The sequence below is a fragment of the Bacteroides sp. AF32-8BH genome (assembly GCF_003435205.1).
Taxonomy (GTDB): domain Bacteria; phylum Bacteroidota; class Bacteroidia; order Bacteroidales; family Bacteroidaceae; genus Bacteroides; species Bacteroides ovatus.
This window is the reverse complement of sequence record NZ_QVLZ01000022.1, coordinates 20003-38989: the sequence shown is the minus strand read 5'-3', so window position 1 is coordinate 38989 and position 18987 is coordinate 20003. Positions and strand designations below refer to the sequence as shown.

General features: G+C 44.7%; 13 protein-coding genes. 9 read left to right on the top strand and 4 right to left on the bottom strand.

What is annotated here, in order from left to right; all coding sequences use genetic code 11:
• Positions 1–60: 60 nt before the first annotated feature.
• Together DWZ47_RS16440 and DWZ47_RS16435 are read left to right on the top strand one after the other, a co-directional pair.
• Complete coding sequence (locus DWZ47_RS16440) at positions 61–1623, top strand: sulfatase family protein (protein ID WP_117513814.1); 1563 nt, start codon at positions 61–63, stop codon at positions 1621–1623.
• Between the two features lie 49 nt (positions 1624–1672).
• Complete coding sequence (locus DWZ47_RS16435) at positions 1673–3199, top strand: arylsulfatase (RefSeq protein ID WP_004326066.1); 1527 nt, start codon at positions 1673–1675, stop codon at positions 3197–3199.
• 400 nt (positions 3200–3599) lie between these two features.
• Here the strand turns inward: DWZ47_RS16435 and DWZ47_RS16430 are convergent, their stop codons facing one another.
• Positions 3600–5033 (bottom strand): CCA tRNA nucleotidyltransferase, encoded by a 1434-nt coding sequence (locus DWZ47_RS16430; protein ID WP_117513813.1) that lies wholly within the window; start codon positions 5031–5033, stop codon positions 3600–3602.
• Positions 5034–5128: 95 nt separating this feature from the next.
• Between DWZ47_RS16430 and DWZ47_RS16425 the strand changes: the two genes are divergently transcribed.
• Positions 5129–5965, top strand: a complete 837-nt coding sequence (locus DWZ47_RS16425) for a hypothetical protein (protein WP_004297988.1) — start codon at positions 5129–5131, stop codon at positions 5963–5965.
• Positions 5966–6365: 400 nt separating this feature from the next.
• Here DWZ47_RS16425 and DWZ47_RS16420 read toward each other — a convergent pair whose 3' ends face one another.
• Positions 6366–7358 carry a DUF3843 family protein gene (locus DWZ47_RS16420; RefSeq protein WP_117513811.1) on the bottom strand — a complete coding sequence of 331 codons (993 nt, stop codon included), beginning with the start codon at positions 7356–7358 and terminating at the stop codon, positions 6366–6368.
• 1 nt (position 7359) lies between these two features.
• Positions 7360–7962, bottom strand: a complete 603-nt coding sequence (gene ruvA, locus DWZ47_RS16415; RefSeq protein ID WP_117513809.1) for a Holliday junction branch migration protein RuvA — start codon at positions 7960–7962, stop codon at positions 7360–7362.
• A gap of 187 nt (positions 7963–8149) precedes the next feature.
• Between ruvA and DWZ47_RS16410 the strand changes: the two genes are divergently transcribed.
• From DWZ47_RS16410 to rpiA, 5 genes are all read left to right on the top strand, one after another.
• On the top strand, positions 8150–9049 hold the full coding sequence (locus DWZ47_RS16410; RefSeq protein ID WP_117513847.1) for a diaminopimelate dehydrogenase: 900 nt from the start codon (positions 8150–8152) through the stop codon (positions 9047–9049).
• Positions 9050–9145: 96 nt separating this feature from the next.
• Positions 9146–11188: a DUF3857 domain-containing protein gene (locus tag DWZ47_RS16405; protein ID WP_117513806.1), complete on the top strand. Its 2043-nt coding sequence runs from the start codon at positions 9146–9148 to the stop codon at positions 11186–11188.
• Positions 11189–11207: 19 nt separating this feature from the next.
• Complete coding sequence (locus tag DWZ47_RS16400; RefSeq protein ID WP_117513805.1) at positions 11208–13127, top strand: transglutaminase-like domain-containing protein; 1920 nt, start codon at positions 11208–11210, stop codon at positions 13125–13127.
• An 80-nt stretch (positions 13128–13207) separates the two neighbouring features.
• A complete protein-coding gene (gene trhA / locus DWZ47_RS16395; RefSeq protein ID WP_004297979.1) occupies positions 13208–13858 on the top strand; it encodes a PAQR family membrane homeostasis protein TrhA in 651 nt (216 codons plus the stop codon).
• A gap of 353 nt (positions 13859–14211) precedes the next feature.
• On the top strand, positions 14212–14913 hold the full coding sequence (gene rpiA, locus DWZ47_RS16385) for a ribose 5-phosphate isomerase A (RefSeq protein ID WP_117513803.1): 702 nt from the start codon (positions 14212–14214) through the stop codon (positions 14911–14913).
• Positions 14914–15446: 533 nt separating this feature from the next.
• Here the strand turns inward: rpiA and DWZ47_RS16380 are convergent.
• Positions 15447–15668 carry a carboxypeptidase-like regulatory domain-containing protein gene (locus DWZ47_RS16380; RefSeq protein WP_004297975.1) on the bottom strand — a complete coding sequence of 74 codons (222 nt, stop codon included), beginning with the start codon at positions 15666–15668 and terminating at the stop codon, positions 15447–15449.
• Between the two features lie 333 nt (positions 15669–16001).
• Here DWZ47_RS16380 and DWZ47_RS16375 point away from each other — a divergent pair, with 333 nt between their 5' ends.
• Positions 16002–18980: a SusC/RagA family TonB-linked outer membrane protein gene (locus DWZ47_RS16375; protein ID WP_225483732.1), complete on the top strand. Its 2979-nt coding sequence runs from the start codon at positions 16002–16004 to the stop codon at positions 18978–18980.
• Positions 18981–18987 lie beyond the last annotated feature (7 nt).

Sequence of the window (18987 nt, the reverse complement as noted above, 5' to 3'; positions counted from 1 at the left end):
CCGGCAAAGAACAGGCACATCTTTTTCTACTAATAATAACACACTTAACCCCCAAAACCAATGAAACAACCTTTCATTCTAACCCTTGTATCCTCTGTTGCCTGTGCTGTAACAGCCGCCAACAAAGCACCGGAAAACACCACACCGACAAAGTCAAAAACACCCAACGTTGTATTTATCTATGCCGACGATCTCGGCTACGGCGATCTGGAATGTTACGGAGCTAAAAACGTACAGACACCCAACGTCAACCGACTGGCAAAATCGGGAATCCTTTTCACCAATGCTCACGCAACAGCCGCCACCAGCACCCCTTCCCGCTACTCCATGCTAACCGGAGAATACGCATGGCGCAAAGAAGGAACGGATGTAGCGGCAGGAAATGCCGGAATGATTATCCGTCCCGAACAATACACCATGGCAGATATGTTCAAAAGTGTCGGTTACACCACTGCCGCAGTAGGCAAATGGCATCTGGGACTCGGAGATCAAACCGCCACTCAAGACTGGAATGCTCCGTTACCGTGCGCACTGGGCGATTTAGGTTTCGACTATCATTACATTATGGCAGCCACAGCCGACCGTGTACCCTGTGTATACATCGAAAACGGGAAAGTAGCCAACTATGATCCGAGTGCTCCCATCGAAGTCAGTTATCAAAAGAACTTCGAGGGTGAACCTACCGGAAAAAGTAATCCTGAATTACTTTATAACCTCAAGCCAAGTCACGGTCACGACATGTCGATCGTTAATGGAATTTCACGCATCGGTTTTATGAAAGGCGGTGGAAAGGCGCTCTGGAAAGACGAAAACATTGCTGATTCACTTACCACACACGCCATTCAATTCATCGAGGAAAACCAAAACAAACCTTTCTTTCTCTACTTTGCCACCAATGACGTACATGTGCCCCGCTTTCCTCACGACCGTTTCAGAGGAAAAAATCCGATGGGATTAAGAGGCGATGCTATCGTACAGTTCGATTATTGTGTCGGTGAAATCCTGAATACACTCGAAAAACTGGGATTAAGAGAAAATACACTCATTATTCTTTCAAGTGACAACGGCCCGGTAGTAGACGACGGATACGATGACAAAGCAGAAGAACTACTCAACGGTCATAGTCCTGCGGGACCACTACGGGGCAACAAATATAGTGCCTTTGAAGGAGGAACCCGTATTCCTGCCATCGTCAGCTGGCCTGCAGGAGTAAAAAAAGGAATGACTTCAGACTTATTGGTTTCACAAGTGGACTGGCTCGCCTCTCTCGCTTCCCTGACCGGAGCTACGATGCCTAAGAATACCGCACCGGATAGTTACAACTATCTGGGAAGTTGGCTGGGTAAAGAAAAGACAGACCGCCCGTGGGTAATAGAGCAGGCTTCTAATCACACGCTTTCTGTCCGCACCAAAGACTGGAAATACATCGAACCGAATGACGGACCGAAAATGATTCAATGGGGACCGAAGATAGAAACCGGAAACTCTAAAGCACCCCAGCTTTATAAGATGAAAGAAGTGAAAGAGGTAACCAACTATGCAAAGAATATGCCGGAGAAAGTGGCAGAACTGCAAAGTATCCTTCAAAGCGTACGCGAAGGAAAGGACTTAATCGGGAAATAATTCCAGATATGAAACACTGAAACGCTTTTATTTTAATGACAACAATATCATGAATTATCAATCAATCCCGTTGATAGGCAGTGCCCTGCTCCTATCTACCCTATCTGCCAACGGACAGAAAAAAAATACCCAGCCCAATATCCTCTTCATCCTTTGTGACGATATGGGATATGGAGACTTAGGATGCTACGGTCAACCATTTATCCGTACCCCTCATATAGACGCCATGGCCGGTGAAGGAATGCGTTTTACGCAAGCATACGCAGGAAGTCCCGTCAGCGCCCCTTCCAGAGCTTCATTCATGACAGGACAACATTCAGGCCATTGTGAAGTACGAGGTAACAAGGAGTACTGGAAAAATGCACCGATCGTGGAATATGGACAGAATAAAGAATACTCAATAGTGGGGCAACACCCTTATGATCCCGACCACGTAATCCTGCCGGAGATAATGAAAGATAACGGCTATACCACAGGTATGTTCGGTAAATGGGCCGGAGGTTACGAAGGTTCCTGTTCCACTCCCGACAAACGGGGGATAGACGAATACTACGGTTATATCTGTCAGTTTCAGGCTCATCTTTATTATCCCAATTTCCTGAACCGTTATAGTAAAGCATTGGGTGACACCGGAGTGGTACGTGTAGTGATGGATGAAAACATCCAATATCCGATGTATGGTCCCGACTACCTGAAACGTCCGCAATATTCGGCCGACATGATTCACCAGAAAGCATTGGAGTGGCTGGATCAGCAAGACGGCAAACAACCGTTTTTCGGCGTATTGACTTACACCTTACCTCATGCGGAACTCGTTCAGCCGGAAGATTCTATCCTGAATGAATACAAAGCTAAATTCAACCCGGATAAAGAATTTAAGGGAAGCGAAGGCTCACGATACAACGCCATCACGCATACACACGCCCAATTTGCCGGAATGATTACCCGCCTGGACTATTACGTGGGCGAAGTTTTGAAAAAACTGAAAGAAAAAGGACTGGACGAAAACACATTGGTTATTTTCTCCAGTGACAACGGCCCTCACGAGGAAGGCGGAGCTGATCCTACTTTCTTCGGCAGAGACGGAAAACTACGCGGACTGAAACGTCAATGTCACGAAGGAGGAATACGCATTCCATTTATCGCCCGTTGGCCGGGACACATACCTGCAGGCGAAGTAAACGATCACATCTGTGCATTTTATGATTTAATGCCGACGTTCTGCGAAGTTATTGGTATCAAAGACTACGAAAAGAAATACCGCAATAAGGAAAAAGAAGTCGATTATTTCGATGGGATTTCTTTCGCCCCCACACTCCTGGGTAATAAAAAGCAAAAGAAGCATGATTTTCTGTATTGGGAATTTGATGAAACAGACCAGATTGCCGTACGCATGGATGATTGGAAAATGGTAGTGAAAAAAGGAACACCGTTCCTCTATAATCTAAAAACAGATATTCATGAGGATCATGACATAACACTCCAACATCCAGATATCGTGGAAAAGATGAAGGCTATCATCTTTGAACAACATACTCCGAATCCTCATTTTTCGGTGACGTTGCCCAAACGGTAAACGCACGGATAAAGAAACAATGAGTAATCAGCAATTGGAAAGCAAGTTATCATTCATTCCTATACGGTTTTCACCACAGAGGACACGGAGGGTACAGAGGTGAATCTTGTTCATGCCGGTACTGAAATGAACTAATTTCGAGCTTGTGCAGATTTATTTTTGATACCTAATGGGGTTATGGCTAATGATATATAGATTTATTCGTCTGACAATTGTCAGACGAATAAATCTATGTATAATGAATATTAAATCATCGCATATTACCAATTAAATCTTAGAAGAACTAAGATTAGTTCATTCCTGCCTTGTTTTACTCCAATTCAACTACTGATTCGCATAAATCAGTGTCTGAATACTATAGGATTACGATGCCTGATTTTATATATGTTCCGTCCTTCTATCAGCGAATAGGCGTCATTCCCATCTTCTTTGCCCGTTCCAGCATGAAAGCATGAGCCGCCTCATATTCATTCGGAATCACTCCATCCAAGATTGCATCTTTGATAGCACTCTTCAAGACTCCGACCTCACGACAAGGTTCCAAGCCGAAAATCTCCATAATTTCTTCTCCGCTCACAGGTGGCTGGAAATTACGGACACGGTCTTTCTCTTCCAAATCCTTCAGTTTCTGTCGAACCAACTGGAAGTTATTCAGGAAACGCTGTTTACGTTCCATATTCTTGGAAGTAATATCCGCTTCACAAAGCATCATCAAGTCGTCAATGTCATCACCCGCTTCGAAGAGCAGACGGCGTACAGCCGAGTCTGTCACCACATCATCTGCGATAACGATCGGGCGCATGTGCAGGCTGACCAGCTTTTGTACATACTTCATCTTCTCATTCATCGGCAACTTCATCTTGCGGAAGATATGCGGAATCATCTTTTCACCGATAAAGTTATGATTATGGAACGTCCATCCCGCTTTAGGCTCCCAACGTTTCGTGGCAGGTTTGGCAATGTCGTGCAACACAGCAGCCCAACGCAGCCAAAGGTTATCAGTCTTCTTGCTGATATTATCCAGCACTTCCAACGTATGATAAAAATTATCCTTATGGGAACGTCCGTTCCGTGTTTCCACACCCTGCAAGGCGGCAAATTCCGGAAAAATCAACGACAGCAAACCGCTACGCTCCAAATCAATAAATCCTTTTGAGGGGATTGGAGAAAGAATAATCTTATTCAATTCGTCCGCAATACGTTCACGGGATATAATTTCAATCCGTTCCTTATTCCGGCAAAGCGATTCGAAAGTATCATCGTCAATGTAAAAACCCAATTGCGTAGCAAAACGGATGCAACGCATCATGCGCAAGGGATCATCGCTGAAAGTAATATCCGGGTCGAGGGGAGTGCGGATTGTCTTTTCCTTCATATCCTCCAAACCTCCAAACGGATCTACCAATTCACCAAAACGTGCTTTATTGAGACATACGGCCAGAGCATTGATCGTGAAATCGCGACGATTCTGATCGTCTTCCAGCGTGCCGTCTTCAACAATAGGTTTACGCGAATCCCGTTGATAAGATTCTTTACGTGCACCAACAAACTCTACTTCCGTGCCTCTATATTTTACTTGTGCTGTTCCGAAATTCTTGAAAACAGAAACATGAGCACCACGTCCCAACTGTTTTCCAAGGGCTTCCGCCATTGCAATTCCACTTCCTACAACTACTACATCTATATCTTTAGAGGGACGTTGCAGAAAAATATCACGAACATAACCACCTACCACATAACACTCCATACCGAGTGTATCAGCCGTTTCGGCTATCTGTCCGAAGATGGGTTCGCTAAAATGCTGCTTCAATTCCTCTTGAGTCAACTCTATCATTCTTTTTAGTTATAAGTTTTGAGGGGACAAAATTACAAAAATAAGGGATATATTTGTATTTTTGCCGCTAATAAAACCAGTAAATAGAATTTGTGATGAAAAAACTGATTATCCTCTTTTGTGGTACGCTGGCATTAGCTGCCTGCGGAAATGGCCTTGAGAAAAAAGCCAATGAAAAACTGATGGTTGCCAAGGCTGCCTACGAACGTGGCGACTATGAAGAAGCTAAGTTACAAATTGACAGTATCAAGATTCTCTATCCCAAAGCGTTCGAAGCACGTAAGGCGGGACAGGCACTGATGCTCGATGTTGAAACAAAGGCACAGCAAAAAACGCTTGCTTACCTGGATAGCGCCTTTCAGGCAAAGACAGAAGAATTCAATGCCATCAAGGACAAATTCAAACTAGAAAAAGATGCCGAATATCAACAAGTCGGCAACTACCTCTGGCCTACACAGACCATTGAAAAAAATATGCACCGTTCGTACCTCCGCTTCCAAGTGAACGAGCAAGGTATAATGAGTATGACTTCCATCTACTGTGGTGCCGGCAATATTCACCATACAAAAGTGAAAGTGATTGCTCCTGACGGCAGTTTTGCAGAAACTCCAAGCTCCAAAGACAGCTACGAGACAACGGACATGAACGAGAAAATAGAAAAAGCTGACTACAAACTAGGGGAAGACGGAAATGTGATCGAATTCCTGAATCTCAATAAAGACAAAAATATCCGTGTGGAATATATAGGTGACCGCACCTATAAAACGACAATGAGTCCAACCGACCGCCAGGCCGCAGCAGGTGTTTACGAATTAGCACAAATCCTCTCGGCCATGGAACAGATTAAAAAAGAACAAGAGGAAGCCAACCTGAAAATCGGATTCATCAATAAGAAGAAAGAACGGAAAGCACAGGAAGAAATTACCGATTAGTAAAAGGAAAGCCATCCACCAGAAAAAGCCATTGGTTAATAATAAAATAGACGGGAATAGTTGTTATTTTTCATAAACGACAACTATTCCCGTCAAATGCATAATGAGACTCTTAATCCTCTGCGTGAGAGAAAAGGCGTTTCCTGGTAGGGAGAAAAGGCGTAGTCTGCCATCATCAAACGGCGTAGCCTGATAACCAAAAACGGCGTGGTCTACACGCCTTTATTTTATCCTTCTATTCAACTGATTATTAGCCTTTTCCTGCTTTGATTTTCCGACCCGTTTTCCGGTCGTCTTCTTTTTACCGACTGCAGACTTTGTCTTTCCGGCAAAAGGATTGTTACTTTTTTTGATTAACATAGACAGCACTTATATAAACAGTACTTATTTCTTATAATTCTTATTCTCCTTCGTAATACTCACCCAAAAACCAGCGAGCCACAAAATCCCAGTTTTCCTGCAATAACTCCTTTCCGTTCTCAAACGGGAACTGTGCTTCCGGCAACAAATCGTGTTCCATTCCATATTTCAGCAGATCGAACGGACACAAACCTTCTTCACAAAACAGCTCGTATGCTTCCTCTTCAGCCAGTTCGGCATTGTAGAGCGGATTACGTTTGTCTGCAAAATATTCGGCTACATCAGGACCGATCAACAACCCTTTCGGATTGGCAAAAACCACAAAGTTACCGAACTCCTTTAAGTCAGGCAACAAAGAATCCTCTTCATCTTCCCACTTCAACGACTGCACAAAGAAATATTTCAGCGCTTCGTAAGAGTCAAAGTATAAAAGCGGTTCACCTTTGCTCGCTTCAAGGAAACGTTCTACGTTCGTAGGCATCTTTTCTCCCGGCAAAGCTACCGGCAGAGGCATCCGCTTCTTTTGCATCAGCTCCGTTTCCATCAGCCAGTCCGTTGCCAGATAATCGCTGATAGGAGCCAATTCGAACGCAGCATCCAAACGGTTGTAAAGCGTATCCGCAAACTCCAGCAAATCCGCATCCATCGGGTTCTCTACTCCATCAAAATCATCGCCAACCGGAGAATTGATGGCCCACAAAAGGAAAACAACATCTTCACGGTTAATTTCGTCCGGCAAATATTCCTCCGTCAGTGCGTAAAAAGGCAAATAACGTCCGTAGCTTTTCCGGTGCCAATGAATAAACTGACGCCAATTTCCTCCGTCTGCTACGCAATCTTCCAAATACAAGGCACACGTCAAAGCCACTCGCTTCTGGTCTTCCTCCCACTCTCTCCCACCGTATATAAAAGAATCTGCCACCAACGGCAATAGCTGGTTAGCGAAATCCAGATACCACTCATCGGTATTCACCGCCTTTACACGACCGTGAGCGTCCAGCCATGCTTTCATATATATCTTCTGTTGCTTCATACTACAAACGTTTCAAAGCCAGTTTGATAACCTTTTCTACCGGAGCATCCGGCTCCTCCTTCAAGATAGCCAACACCACCTTCTGTGAAGGCGCAGCAGCAAAGCCTAGCATCGTCAATGCAGACACCGCCTCTTCCTGCACTTCCGCATTGGCAGGTTGTAACAACAAACCTGCGGAAGCCCCTCCGGCAGCAGACATACCCATTGTTTTTATCTTATCTTTCAGGTCGACGATCACGCGTTGCGCAGTCTTCAGCCCGATGCCTTTCACCGTTTTCAACATGTTCGCATTTTCGGTGCTGATTACGTTCACCAGTTCGGCAGGCGAGAGAGCCGAAAGAATCATACGAGCCGTGTTCCCACCGATTCCGGGAACGGAAATCAATAATAGAAAAATCTCCCGTTCCTGTTTCTCGGCAAATCCGTAGAGCACATACGCATCTTCACGGATCGCCTCGTAAATATATAGCTTACAACTTTTCTTTCCCTGAATAGCCGAATAGGTATTCAAAGATATATTGGCGGCATATCCCACCCCGTTACAGTCGATCACCGCGGTTGCCGGACTTAGTTCGGCAAGTTCGCCTCTAATATATTCTATCATAACAGGGACAAAGATAAAACTTTCTCACCACAGATTACACTGATTTTCACAGATTATTCTTTTGTACATTAGATATGAAGAATATGAAAAAAATAAAAATATTAAAGCAGATGAACCAAAGTTAGTAGTAATTTGTTTACTTTTGCAAGCAAAAGAAAGAAATTTGTTCATTAAAACCAAGAAAAGAATGAAAAAAGTAAGAGCTGCCATCGTTGGTTATGGCAACATTGGACATTATGTACTTGAAGCGCTTCAGGCGGCACCTGATTTCGAAATAGCCGGAGTCGTTCGTCGTGCAGGAGCAGAGAACAAACCGGAAGAGTTAGTAAACTACGCAGTAGTGAAGGACATAAAAGAGCTGGGAGAAGTAGACGTAGCTATTCTTTGCACGCCGACCCGCAGCGTAGAAAAATATGCAAAAGAATATCTGGCGATGGGTATTAACACGGTAGACAGTTTCGATATCCACACCAGTATCGTAGACCTGCGCCGTACCTTGAATGCTACCGCCAAAGAACATAAAGCCGTATCGATCATCTCTGCCGGATGGGATCCGGGAAGCGACTCCATCGTACGCACCATGCTGGAAGCAATTGCTCCGAAAGGCATCACCTACACCAACTTCGGTCCCGGTATGAGCATGGGACACACAGTAGCCGTAAAAGCCATTGACGGAGTGAAAGCTGCCCTTTCCATGACCATTCCGACCGGCACGGGAATCCATCGCCGCATGGTATACATCGAACTGAAAGACGGATATAAATTTGAAGAAGTAGCCGCTGCCATCAAAGCAGATCCTTACTTCGTGAACGATGAAACACACGTGAAACTCGTTCCGAGTGTAGACGCCCTGCTGGACATGGGTCATGGTGTAAATCTGACTCGCAAAGGTGTATCCGGCAAAACACAGAACCAGTTGTTCGAATTTAATATGCGTATCAATAACCCCGCACTGACCGCACAAGTACTGGTATGCGTGGCACGTGCTTCCATGAAGCAACAACCGGGATGCTACACGATGGTAGAAGTTCCCGTTATCGACCTTCTCCCCGGCGACCGCGAAGAATGGATCAGACATTTGGTATAATATATTTTATACATAAAACAAAATTAAAATAGAGAAAGGCGGTACACCTTTCTCTATTTTTTTTATCTTTGTGAGCATACTACAAAAAACACAATTATGAGAAAACTATTCATTCTCTGCGCATTTCTATTACAGCTCCTGTCGCCTGTCTACCCACAGCAAGCCACAACAGCCACCATAGAGCCCAATCTGAAATACGGAAAACCCTCCAAAGAAGAACTGTCTCTCACCTCTTATGCCCCGGACACCACCGCTACGGCTATTTATCTCTTCCATCAGGGACAAAGTGACTTCATCTACCATGACGGTTTTCAACTAACTACCGAGCACTGGGTACGCATCAAAATCCTGAAACCACAAGGAGTGTCATACGCCGACGTGTCCGTTCCCTACTACTCTCCTACCGATAAAGATGAAGGACAGGAAAGAGCCAGTGAGATAGAAGGCTGCTCCTACAATATGGAAAACGGGAAATGCATAAAAACACCCATGAAGCGGGAATCCATCTCTTTCGAACGGTTCAATAACCTGTATAAAATACTAAAATTCTCTTTGCCTGCTGTCAAAGAGGGCACTATCATCGAATATCACTACAAACTCTACTCCGACTATTTCTCACACATCGACAACTGGATGATGCAGGAAGAACTCCCGATGCTCTACAACCAGTATAAAATCACCATCCCTCATGTATTTGTCTACAACATCGAACTCCGGGGAAAGGACTACATACAAGTGAAGCAAAGAGACTCCTCCATTCATGCCACGGAACGTGAAGGCTCCGGTGCGGGTGGAGTCAGCAAAGACTTCACCGTTTCGGCACAAGAAACCACCTTTATCTCACGCAACCTTCCGGCTATCCGTCAGGACGAATCCTACTGCTGGTGTCCGGAAGACTATAAGGTGCAAGTGAGCTTCGATCTGCAAGGCACTCAATTCACCCCCAATGAATACAAACCATACAGCCAGAAATGGGAAGATGTAGACAAGCAGTTGCTCAAACCGGAAAATACACAGTTCGGCGAACACCTCTCACTCACCAACCCTTTCCGCCCTGAAACCAAACAAGCCTACAACAGCGAAATGAATTTCGAGGAGAAAATCATCTGCGCCTTCCAGGTGCTCAAAAAGAAAATGGCCTGGAACGGACGGTATCAGCTCTACAGCAAAGAGCTCGAAAAAGTAATCAAAAAAGGAAGCGGCAGTAATGCCGACCTGAATTTCATCCTTATCAGCATCCTGAAAGACTTTGGACTGGAGGCCTATCCGGTGGTTATGAGCCGACGTTCATCAGGTATGCTGCCGTACAACTTTCCTTCTCTGCAAAAACTAAATACGTTCTTTGTTGCTATCCACGATATAAACAAACAAAAATATGTATTTTTAGACAGTTCTATGGACGTACCTGCCTTTAATATATTACCGCTTGAATTGTCTGTAAACAAAGCACGCATCCTTTCCCGGAAAGAGAAAGAAGAGAATAAATGGGTGAATGTGATGGCTCTTTCCAACAACAAAAGTTTCATGAAAATCGATGCCCGAATAGAAGGAGATCAGGTGAAAGGACATCGCAGCACAGTTCTTTACGGACAAGAAGCTGTAGAGTATCAGGCAAATGCAAAACATAAGCAGGACAGCCTCGTCTCGAATCCCGAAAACAAGATCAGTAGTCAGAAAGAGCAACTCACTGTCGCCAACCTGAAAGTGAAAAAACAAGAAAATGACTGGGCACTGATAGAAGAAGAATTCGATTTCGTCTTGCAAGTCAACCGGACGGACAATCATCTTTATATCAATCCGATGCTCTTTCCGCAACTAAAGAGTAATCCGTTTATCCAGACGGAACGGGTGCTCCCCATCGAACTTCCGTATCCGTACAAGTTCACAATGTTGTCTACCCTGACTCTCCCCGAAGGCTACGAAGTGGAAGAACTCCCCCAATTACAAGCCATCCGGTCGGAAGGAGACGGCCTGCAATGCAAATATATGATTCAGAAACAGGGAAATACAATCCTGCTCAATTATGTATTCCACTTAAAGGGATATATATTCCTTTCCGAACAATATAAACAACTACAAGAACTGTGGACTAAAGTGATCGAGAAAAATAATGCGCTGATCGTACTCAAGAAAATATAAACTTTACCTATCTATACCGATGATCCGTTCCAGCTATCTCATCCTGAAGCAAATGACACATCGGGCATTCAGCCTGTCCTGTGTCCTTATCTGCCTAAGTCTGCACATACAGCCGGCATGTGCACAGGATATTCTCAAGGATGCCAATTCCGTTATCGTTGAAGCACGCACAGAGGTTCTCTGCAAATCTATGACCCAATCCATAGAAAAAGAGAGCCTGACAATCACCATCCTCAACCGTAAGGGGTTGGAAGCTGCACATTTCTTCTGCGGATGTGATATGTTCCGTTCTTTGCAGAAATTCTCCGGGGAAATCATCAATGCCGATGGACAAAGTGTACGTAAGATAAAGAAATCTGAACTACAGAAAAGTGAATACAGCTCCTCGCTTAGCACGGATGATTATTTTTATTTTTACGAATGCAATTATCCTTCTCTCCCTTTCACGGTGAAATACGAATGGGAAGTGAAGTGCAACAACGGTCTGATCGGCTATCCCCCCTTTATACCGCTGGCAGACTTCAACCAAGGTGTGGAAAAAGCGACTTACCGGATCGAACTGCCCGCAGGACAAGGATGCAGATATCGTGAACTGAACACGCAAGGAAAAGGAATCCAGGTAAAAGAATCCACCGGAGCCAACGGACAGCAAGTGCTTGAAGCCACCGCCTCCAAACTCTCTCCCATCATTAAAGAACCTTTCGGACCGGATTTTACTGAACTGTTTCCACGTGTCTATTTTGCGCCTTCCGCCTTCAAGTACGACAAGTCGGAAGGCGATATGAGCAACTGGCAAAAGTACGGAGAATGGCAATACCGATTGCTCGACGGGCGCGACCTGCTCACCGAACCTTTCCGCGCCAAACTGCACGAACTGACAACCAGCTGCACTACCGACCGGGACAAGGTGAAAGCAATCTACGATTATCTGGCCAAAACCACCCGTTACGTGAGCATCCAACTAGGCATCGGAGGTTTACAGCCCATTGCCGCCGCCGATGTTTGCCGCACGGGATTCGGCGACTGTAAAGGATTGTCCAATTACACCCGCGCCATGCTGAAAGAGTTGGGAATTGCTTCCACTTATACAGTCATCAGCACCACCAACGAGCGTCTACTACCGGACTTCTCCAGTGCCAACCAGATGAATCACGTCATCCTGCAAGTTCCACTTCCCCAAGATACGCTCTGGCTGGAATGTACAAACCCATCGCTTCCCTTCGGTTATGTCCACCAAGACATTGCGGGACACGACGCCTTACTCATCGAACCGACCGGCGGCCAGATGTGTCGCCTACCCACCTATCCCGACTCACTGAACACGCAGCACATCGTTGCCAACATCACCCTCTCCCCCACAGCCGAGGCACGGATAGAGGTGAACGAAATCTCCCGGATTTTCCAATATGAGAATGAAGCAGGCATCGTCTATCTGGAGCCTAACAAACAGAAAGACCGCATCCGTTCAAGCATCAACTTATCCCAAGCCGATATTCAGAACCTGCAAATCAGCGAGTGCAAGGAGGCCAATCCGTCTATCACCTTCGACTACACTGCCACCAGCAATCAATACGGGCATAAAACGGGCAACCGTCTGTTTATCCCCACCAATGTGTTCCGAAAAGAATTCAGTGTTCCTCCTGTGACGAAGCGCACCTATCCCATTTACATCAACTACGGATACACAGATACCGACAGCATCCACATCCAACTGCCGGAAGGATATGTAATCGAAGGACTTCCGAAACCGCTTGACGTGAAAAGCAAGTTCGGCAGTTTCCATTCCGGTATTCAGGTGAAAGATAAGGAAATCTACATCACTCACCGATTGTTTATGCGCAAAGGGGGTTACAGTCCGGATGAATATGCGGCATTCATTGATTTCCGCAAGCAAGTGGCAGGACAATATGGAGGAAAAATCATTTTAAAAAAAGAATAAGGGGGGAAACGCTTTACGGAAAATAAAGTATCTTTGCGACTCAATATTTTTTGTGACTTAACCATTCAAAAAAAGGAACATTGAAGAACAAACGATACAATCATATAGAAGAATGGGCAAATACCCTTAGCCACGGAATAGGCATCCTGCTTGGAATCGTGGCCGGATATTTCCTATTGGAAAAGGCTTCCGAGAATATGGAACCGCAGTGGGCAGTTGCTTGTGTATCCGTCTATCTGGCGGGGATGCTTTCCTCTTATATCAGTTCTACGTGGTATCACGGCAGCCGTCCGGGGAAACTGAAAGAGTTGCTCCGCAAATTCGATCATGGAGCTATCTACCTGCACATCGCGGGCACCTACACTCCTTTCACGCTACTTGTCCTGCGGCATGCCGGAGGATGGGGATGGGGAATCTTCGCTTTCGTCTGGCTGTCGGCTATTGCCGGTTTCATTCTTAGCTTCAAAAAGCTGAAAGAACACAGCAACCTCGAAACGGCCTGTTATGTGGGTATGGGTGCGTGCATATTAGTGGCCATGAAGCCTTTGCTAGATCATCTGGGAGAACTGGGAGCCACTACTGCTTTCTGGTGGCTGATCGGCGGCGGAGTCTCATACATCGTGGGAGCTGTCTTTTATTCATTACGCAAACCGTATATGCATGCCACTTTCCATTTGTTTTGCCTGGGAGGCAGCATCGGACATATCATTGCGATCTGGCTGATTCTGTAAGGAATGGTAGGGACAAAAAAAAGGCTATCTATCCCAGACAGCCAATCTTTGTTAACCTTAAATCTAATACTATGAAAAACACAGTACAAAGATACGGACTTTTCGGTCATCTCCAAATTTTCAGGCCAAAGCAACCTAACTTATAACACGGTTTAATAAAAAGCAGAGGTTCGTTAACGTTTAACGCAATAAAGTTAAAAATTAACGAATCGTTTATTAACGATTTAAATGATTGAATTGCCGCTAATGAGTTTTTTTCCTTCTGAATTTGAAACGAACAAACAAACAGATTCACAAATTCGTTATATAGAAAAGAGGAACTTAAAAACGAAAACGATTTAGAACGTAAACTTATGGATTGGGAGAATCACCTGATAAAACACCTGCAATGGTCGGACTCCATCATCAACCGAGAGGCAAAAGAACATGTAGCCCGTGAAATTGCCGCCACGGCAAAAGACGGAGATGTGATAGGAGCCGGCTCCGGCTCTACAGTCTACCTGACTCTGTTCGAACTCTCACGACGAATTCGTGAAGAGCACTTGCATATCGAAGTGATTCCCGCCTCACAAGAAATCTCGATGACCTGCATACAGCTAGACATCCCCCAAACTACCCTCTGGAACCAACGACCCGACTGGACATTCGACGGAGCGGACGAAGTAGATCCGCAACAGAACTTGATTAAGGGACGTGGCGGAGCGATGTTCAAAGAGAAACTACTGATTAGAAGCAGCCATAAAACGTTCATCATCATCGACCCCAGCAAGCGTGTAAATCAGTTGGGAAGCAAATTTCCCATCCCTGTAGAGGTCTTTCCGGACTCACTGACTTATGTAGAGCATGAGTTGCAGCGACTGGATGCCTCGGAGATTGTTCTTCGTCCCGCTCGTGGCAAAGATGGACCTATCTTTACAGAAAACGGCAACTTTATCCTCGACACCCGTTTCAACTACATCGACTCTTCGCTCGAAGAACAACTGAAGACAATCACCGGTGTTATAGAGAGCGGACTTTTCATAGGTTATGACATCGAAGTGATCGTGGCGGAATAAAATAACACAAGCTGAAAATCCCATTTTGTAGAGACGTAAATTTGATTTGTTCTAATACAAATTAAATAGTATAGCTTTACCTTTATTTTAGTTAGTAGAACTAGGTTATCTGACACCCGGGTCTCAGACATACCGACACCCGGATGTTGGGTATGCTGACACCCGGATGTCAGGCATCATGAGACCCGGGTGTCAGACAACTTATACTTGCAGTGCTTCATATTCTCCTTTACTATCACTCATAATTTCAATCACTATTAGATTGTAACATTTAACTCATACCTCCAAAACACGAATATTAAAAACGCCTAGATAAAGAAAAACACCGGGAAATTTATTAAAAATTTGGGTAGAATATTAATCCCTTCTCAAAAATCAATGAGAAGCAAAGACTACTAAATTGATAAGAATTGATAAAGGAAGTTTCAATAAAAGAAACCGGAAGAATAGGTTAATTTTTAAAATCCGAAACAAAAACATTGAAAAACAACAAGATAGGAGAAAAAAAGCAGAAGGAAAGGAGGAAAGAAAAATCAATAAGTCTTAGCAGAACTTGGTACATTCGTGATTGTAAACTTACCGTCAATATCAGTGATAGTACCAAGGGTAGTGCCATTCACCAATATTGAAGCACCTACGACAGGTTGCCCATCTTCTTCAGAGGTAACCAAACCGGTAACTCTGGATGTTTGAGCTGTCACCAGACCTATACCTATAAAAAGGAAGGTCATTAAGAACATCAATTTTCTTTTCATAAATTCTCTCTTAAATTTAACCTATAAACAGATTTTTTGTCTCTAACAGGTTGCAAAGATAACACGAATTATGACAAATCGAAAAAAGTGTTACGTATTTAACTAAAAAGTATCGTTTTGAAAGCAATAAGTTTCTAAAAACTGATAGGTTAAAACAACTTCTTTTGAATTTAGCATCTTTTAAAAGACAGTTTCTGTCATAAAGATAGCACCAAAATCAGGCTTTTCAAGAAAAAGAGAACATTATTACCTCCCAAACGGTATCTTTTTATCATTTTGCACCTTCAAAAGGGTTAAAGAACTATTAACAATGATAAAGGCAGAAACTTCTACATACCAAGTTCTGCTAAAACTTTGCGCGTTTCTTATGTAGGAATGATTTCGCAGGACGTTTCCATCAAACCGGGAGTGATAAAAGTTGTTTTGAAAAGCGACGCGAAAGCACTGGATGAGGTTGTGGTGACAGCCATGGGTATCTCACGCGAGAAAAAAGCACTGGGTTACGCCGTTCAGGACGTAAAATCGGATCAACTGACGCAAGCTGCCAACTCTAATCTGGCGGGAGCGTTGCAAGGTAAGGTGTCCGGTTTGGACGTGAAGCCTTCAAGTGGTATGCCGGGAGCTTCTTCACAGATCACTATCCGTGGTGCACGTTCTTTCTCGGGTGACAACACTCCGCTTTACGTTATTGACGGAATGCCGGTGACCAGTACGCCGGATGTTAGCACAGACATTCAGAACAATGGTAGTGTGAGCGGAGCGGACTTCGCCAACCGTGCGGTAGATATCGACCCTAATGATATTGAAAGTATCAACATTTTGAAAGGACAGGCTGCATCTGCACTTTATGGTATCCGCGCTTCCAATGGTGTGATTATCATCACAACCAAGAGTGGTAAAGGACTGGAAAAAGGCAAACCGCAGGTTAGCTTCTCTTCTAATGTCAGCTTCGATGTAGTCGGTCGTCTGCCGGAGTTCCAGAAAACATACGCACAAGGTTCGGGTGGAGTATTCAGTACTACTTCGGGAACGTCTTGGGGACCTAAGATTTCCGAACTTCCAAACGACGCAACGTATGGAGGTAACACAGATAACGAATACACGCAGAAGTTCGGTAAGCAACAGGGAAAATATTATGTTCCCCAGCGTGCAGCAGCCGGTCTTGACCCGTGGGCTACTCCACAGGCGTATGACAATGCAAAAGACTTCTTCGACACAGGAATCACCTGGAGCAATTCATTGAATGTAGCGCAGATGCTCGACAAAAGCTCCTACTCTATCTCATTGGGAAATACACATCAGGACGGTATTATCTCAAGCACTGGTATGGACAGATATAATGTAAAGGTTAGTGCTGACACGAAACTGACTAACAACTGGAGTTCCGGATTTACAGCTAACTATATCACTACTTCTATCGACAAGGCAGTGACTTCCGGTAACGGTCTGTTGAGAACGGTTTACGCAGCTCCTCCCAGCTATGATCTGGCCGGTATTCCAAGTCACGTAGACGGTAACCCGTACACACAGAATTCTTTCCGTGGCAGCTTTGACAACGCTTACTGGGCGATGGAAAACAACAAATTTACGGAAGATACCAACCGCTTCTTCGGAAATGTGTATGCAAGCTATCAGACTGATTTCGGCACAACGAACCACAAGTTGAACGCGAAATACATGGTTGGTGTGGATGCTTACACCACTCACTATGTAGACAGCTACGGATATGGTAGCAACACCGGTGGCGGTCGCGGACAGATCGAGAACTACGGCTGGACAAATGCTACATACAACTCATTGCTGACCATCAACTACGACTGGCATATCAATGAAGACTGGGGACTGAACGCGGTAGTGGGTAACGAAATTATCCAAAGCAACAGAAAGAAGTATTATGAATATGGTACGAACTACAACTTCCCGGGATGGAACCACATCAACAACGCCACTACTCAACAGACAGAGGAAGAGACATGGAAAAACCGTACGGTGGGATTCTTCGGTAACGTATCGGCTTCTTACAGAAATATGCTTTATCTGACCCTCACCGGACGTCAGGACTATGTATCCAATATGCCACGTAACAACCGCTCTTTCTTCTATCCTTCTATTTCGGCTGGTTTTATCCTGACGGAATTAGATGCATTGAAAAACAATATAGTTAATCACGCCAAATTGAGAGTATCGTATGCGGAAGTAGGACAAGCAGGGGATTTCCTTGAAAACTACTACTCTACTCCTACGTATGGAGGTGGATTCTATACGTTGACTCCAATCATGTACCCGATGAAAGGTACTACCGCCTATACTCCGTACTACACGATTTTCGACCCGAAACTGAAACCGCAGAATACACGTTCGTATGAAGTGGGCGCTGACGTGAACTTCCTCGATAACTTAATCACATTCAGTTATACGTACTCACGCCAGAACGTTAAAGACCAGATTTTTGAAGTGCCTTTGGCTTCTTCTACCGGTGCTAGCAAACTGCTCACCAACGGTGGTAAGATTCATACCAACACGCATGAATTCACTCTTGGCTTCAATCCAATCCGGACGAAGAATATCAACTGGGATTTTGCATTCAACTGGACGAAGATCGACAACTACGTAGATGAACTGGCACCGGGTGTGGAGAATATCTCTCTGGGAGGATACGTTACTCCGCAGGTACGCGCTTCAGCAGGTGAGAAATTCCCTGTCATCTACGGTGTAGGCTTCAAGAGAGATGCGAATGGTAATCGTCTGGTAGACGAAAACGGTTTACCTATCGCTGGTGAAGCACAGGTTATCGGTAAGGTTTCTCCGGACTTCCTGATGGGCTTCAACACCACATTACGCTTATGGAAGTGTACAATCAGCGCAGTGCTCGATTGGAAACAGGGTGGTCAGATGTATAGTAGGACAACCGGACTGGCAGACTACTATGGTGTCAGCAAGAGAACGGAAAACCGTGATGGTACTATCATCTTTGACGGCTACAAAACTGATGGAACTAAAAACGATATCGCCATCACAGGTGCAAACGCACAACAGGTATATTACAGCCGTTTGAACGACATCGACGAATCTTCTGTATATGACAACTCTTTCATCAAACTGCGTGAAGTGGCTGTCAACTACAAAATTCTTCAAAAACGTTCGATTGAACTTTCTGTAAACGCATTTGCCAGAAACATTCTGATCTGGGCACAATTGCCTGACCTCGATCCGGAAGCCAGTCAGGGTAACAACAACATGGCAGGAGCATTTGAAGATTATTCAATGCCGCAAACAGCTAGTTTCGGCTTTGGTTTCAACATTAAATTTTAATCTGCAA

Coding starts and splice junctions, on each gene's coding strand:
- DWZ47_RS16440 (WP_117513814.1), top strand. CDS start 61: ATGAAACAACCTTTCATTCTAACCCTTGTATCCTCTGTTGCCTGTGCT.
- DWZ47_RS16435 (WP_004326066.1), top strand. CDS start 1,673: ATGAATTATCAATCAATCCCGTTGATAGGCAGTGCCCTGCTCCTATCT.
- DWZ47_RS16430 (WP_117513813.1), bottom strand. CDS start 5,033: ATGATAGAGTTGACTCAAGAGGAATTGAAGCAGCATTTTAGCGAACCC.
- DWZ47_RS16425 (WP_004297988.1), top strand. CDS start 5,129: ATGAAAAAACTGATTATCCTCTTTTGTGGTACGCTGGCATTAGCTGCC.
- DWZ47_RS16420 (WP_117513811.1), bottom strand. CDS start 7,358: ATGAAGCAACAGAAGATATATATGAAAGCATGGCTGGACGCTCACGGT.
- ruvA (WP_117513809.1), bottom strand. CDS start 7,962: ATGATAGAATATATTAGAGGCGAACTTGCCGAACTAAGTCCGGCAACC.
- DWZ47_RS16410 (WP_117513847.1), top strand. CDS start 8,150: ATGAAAAAAGTAAGAGCTGCCATCGTTGGTTATGGCAACATTGGACAT.
- DWZ47_RS16405 (WP_117513806.1), top strand. CDS start 9,146: ATGAGAAAACTATTCATTCTCTGCGCATTTCTATTACAGCTCCTGTCG.
- DWZ47_RS16400 (WP_117513805.1), top strand. CDS start 11,208: ATGATCCGTTCCAGCTATCTCATCCTGAAGCAAATGACACATCGGGCA.
- rpiA (WP_117513803.1), top strand. CDS start 14,212: ATGGATTGGGAGAATCACCTGATAAAACACCTGCAATGGTCGGACTCC.
- DWZ47_RS16380 (WP_004297975.1), bottom strand. CDS start 15,668: ATGAAAAGAAAATTGATGTTCTTAATGACCTTCCTTTTTATAGGTATA.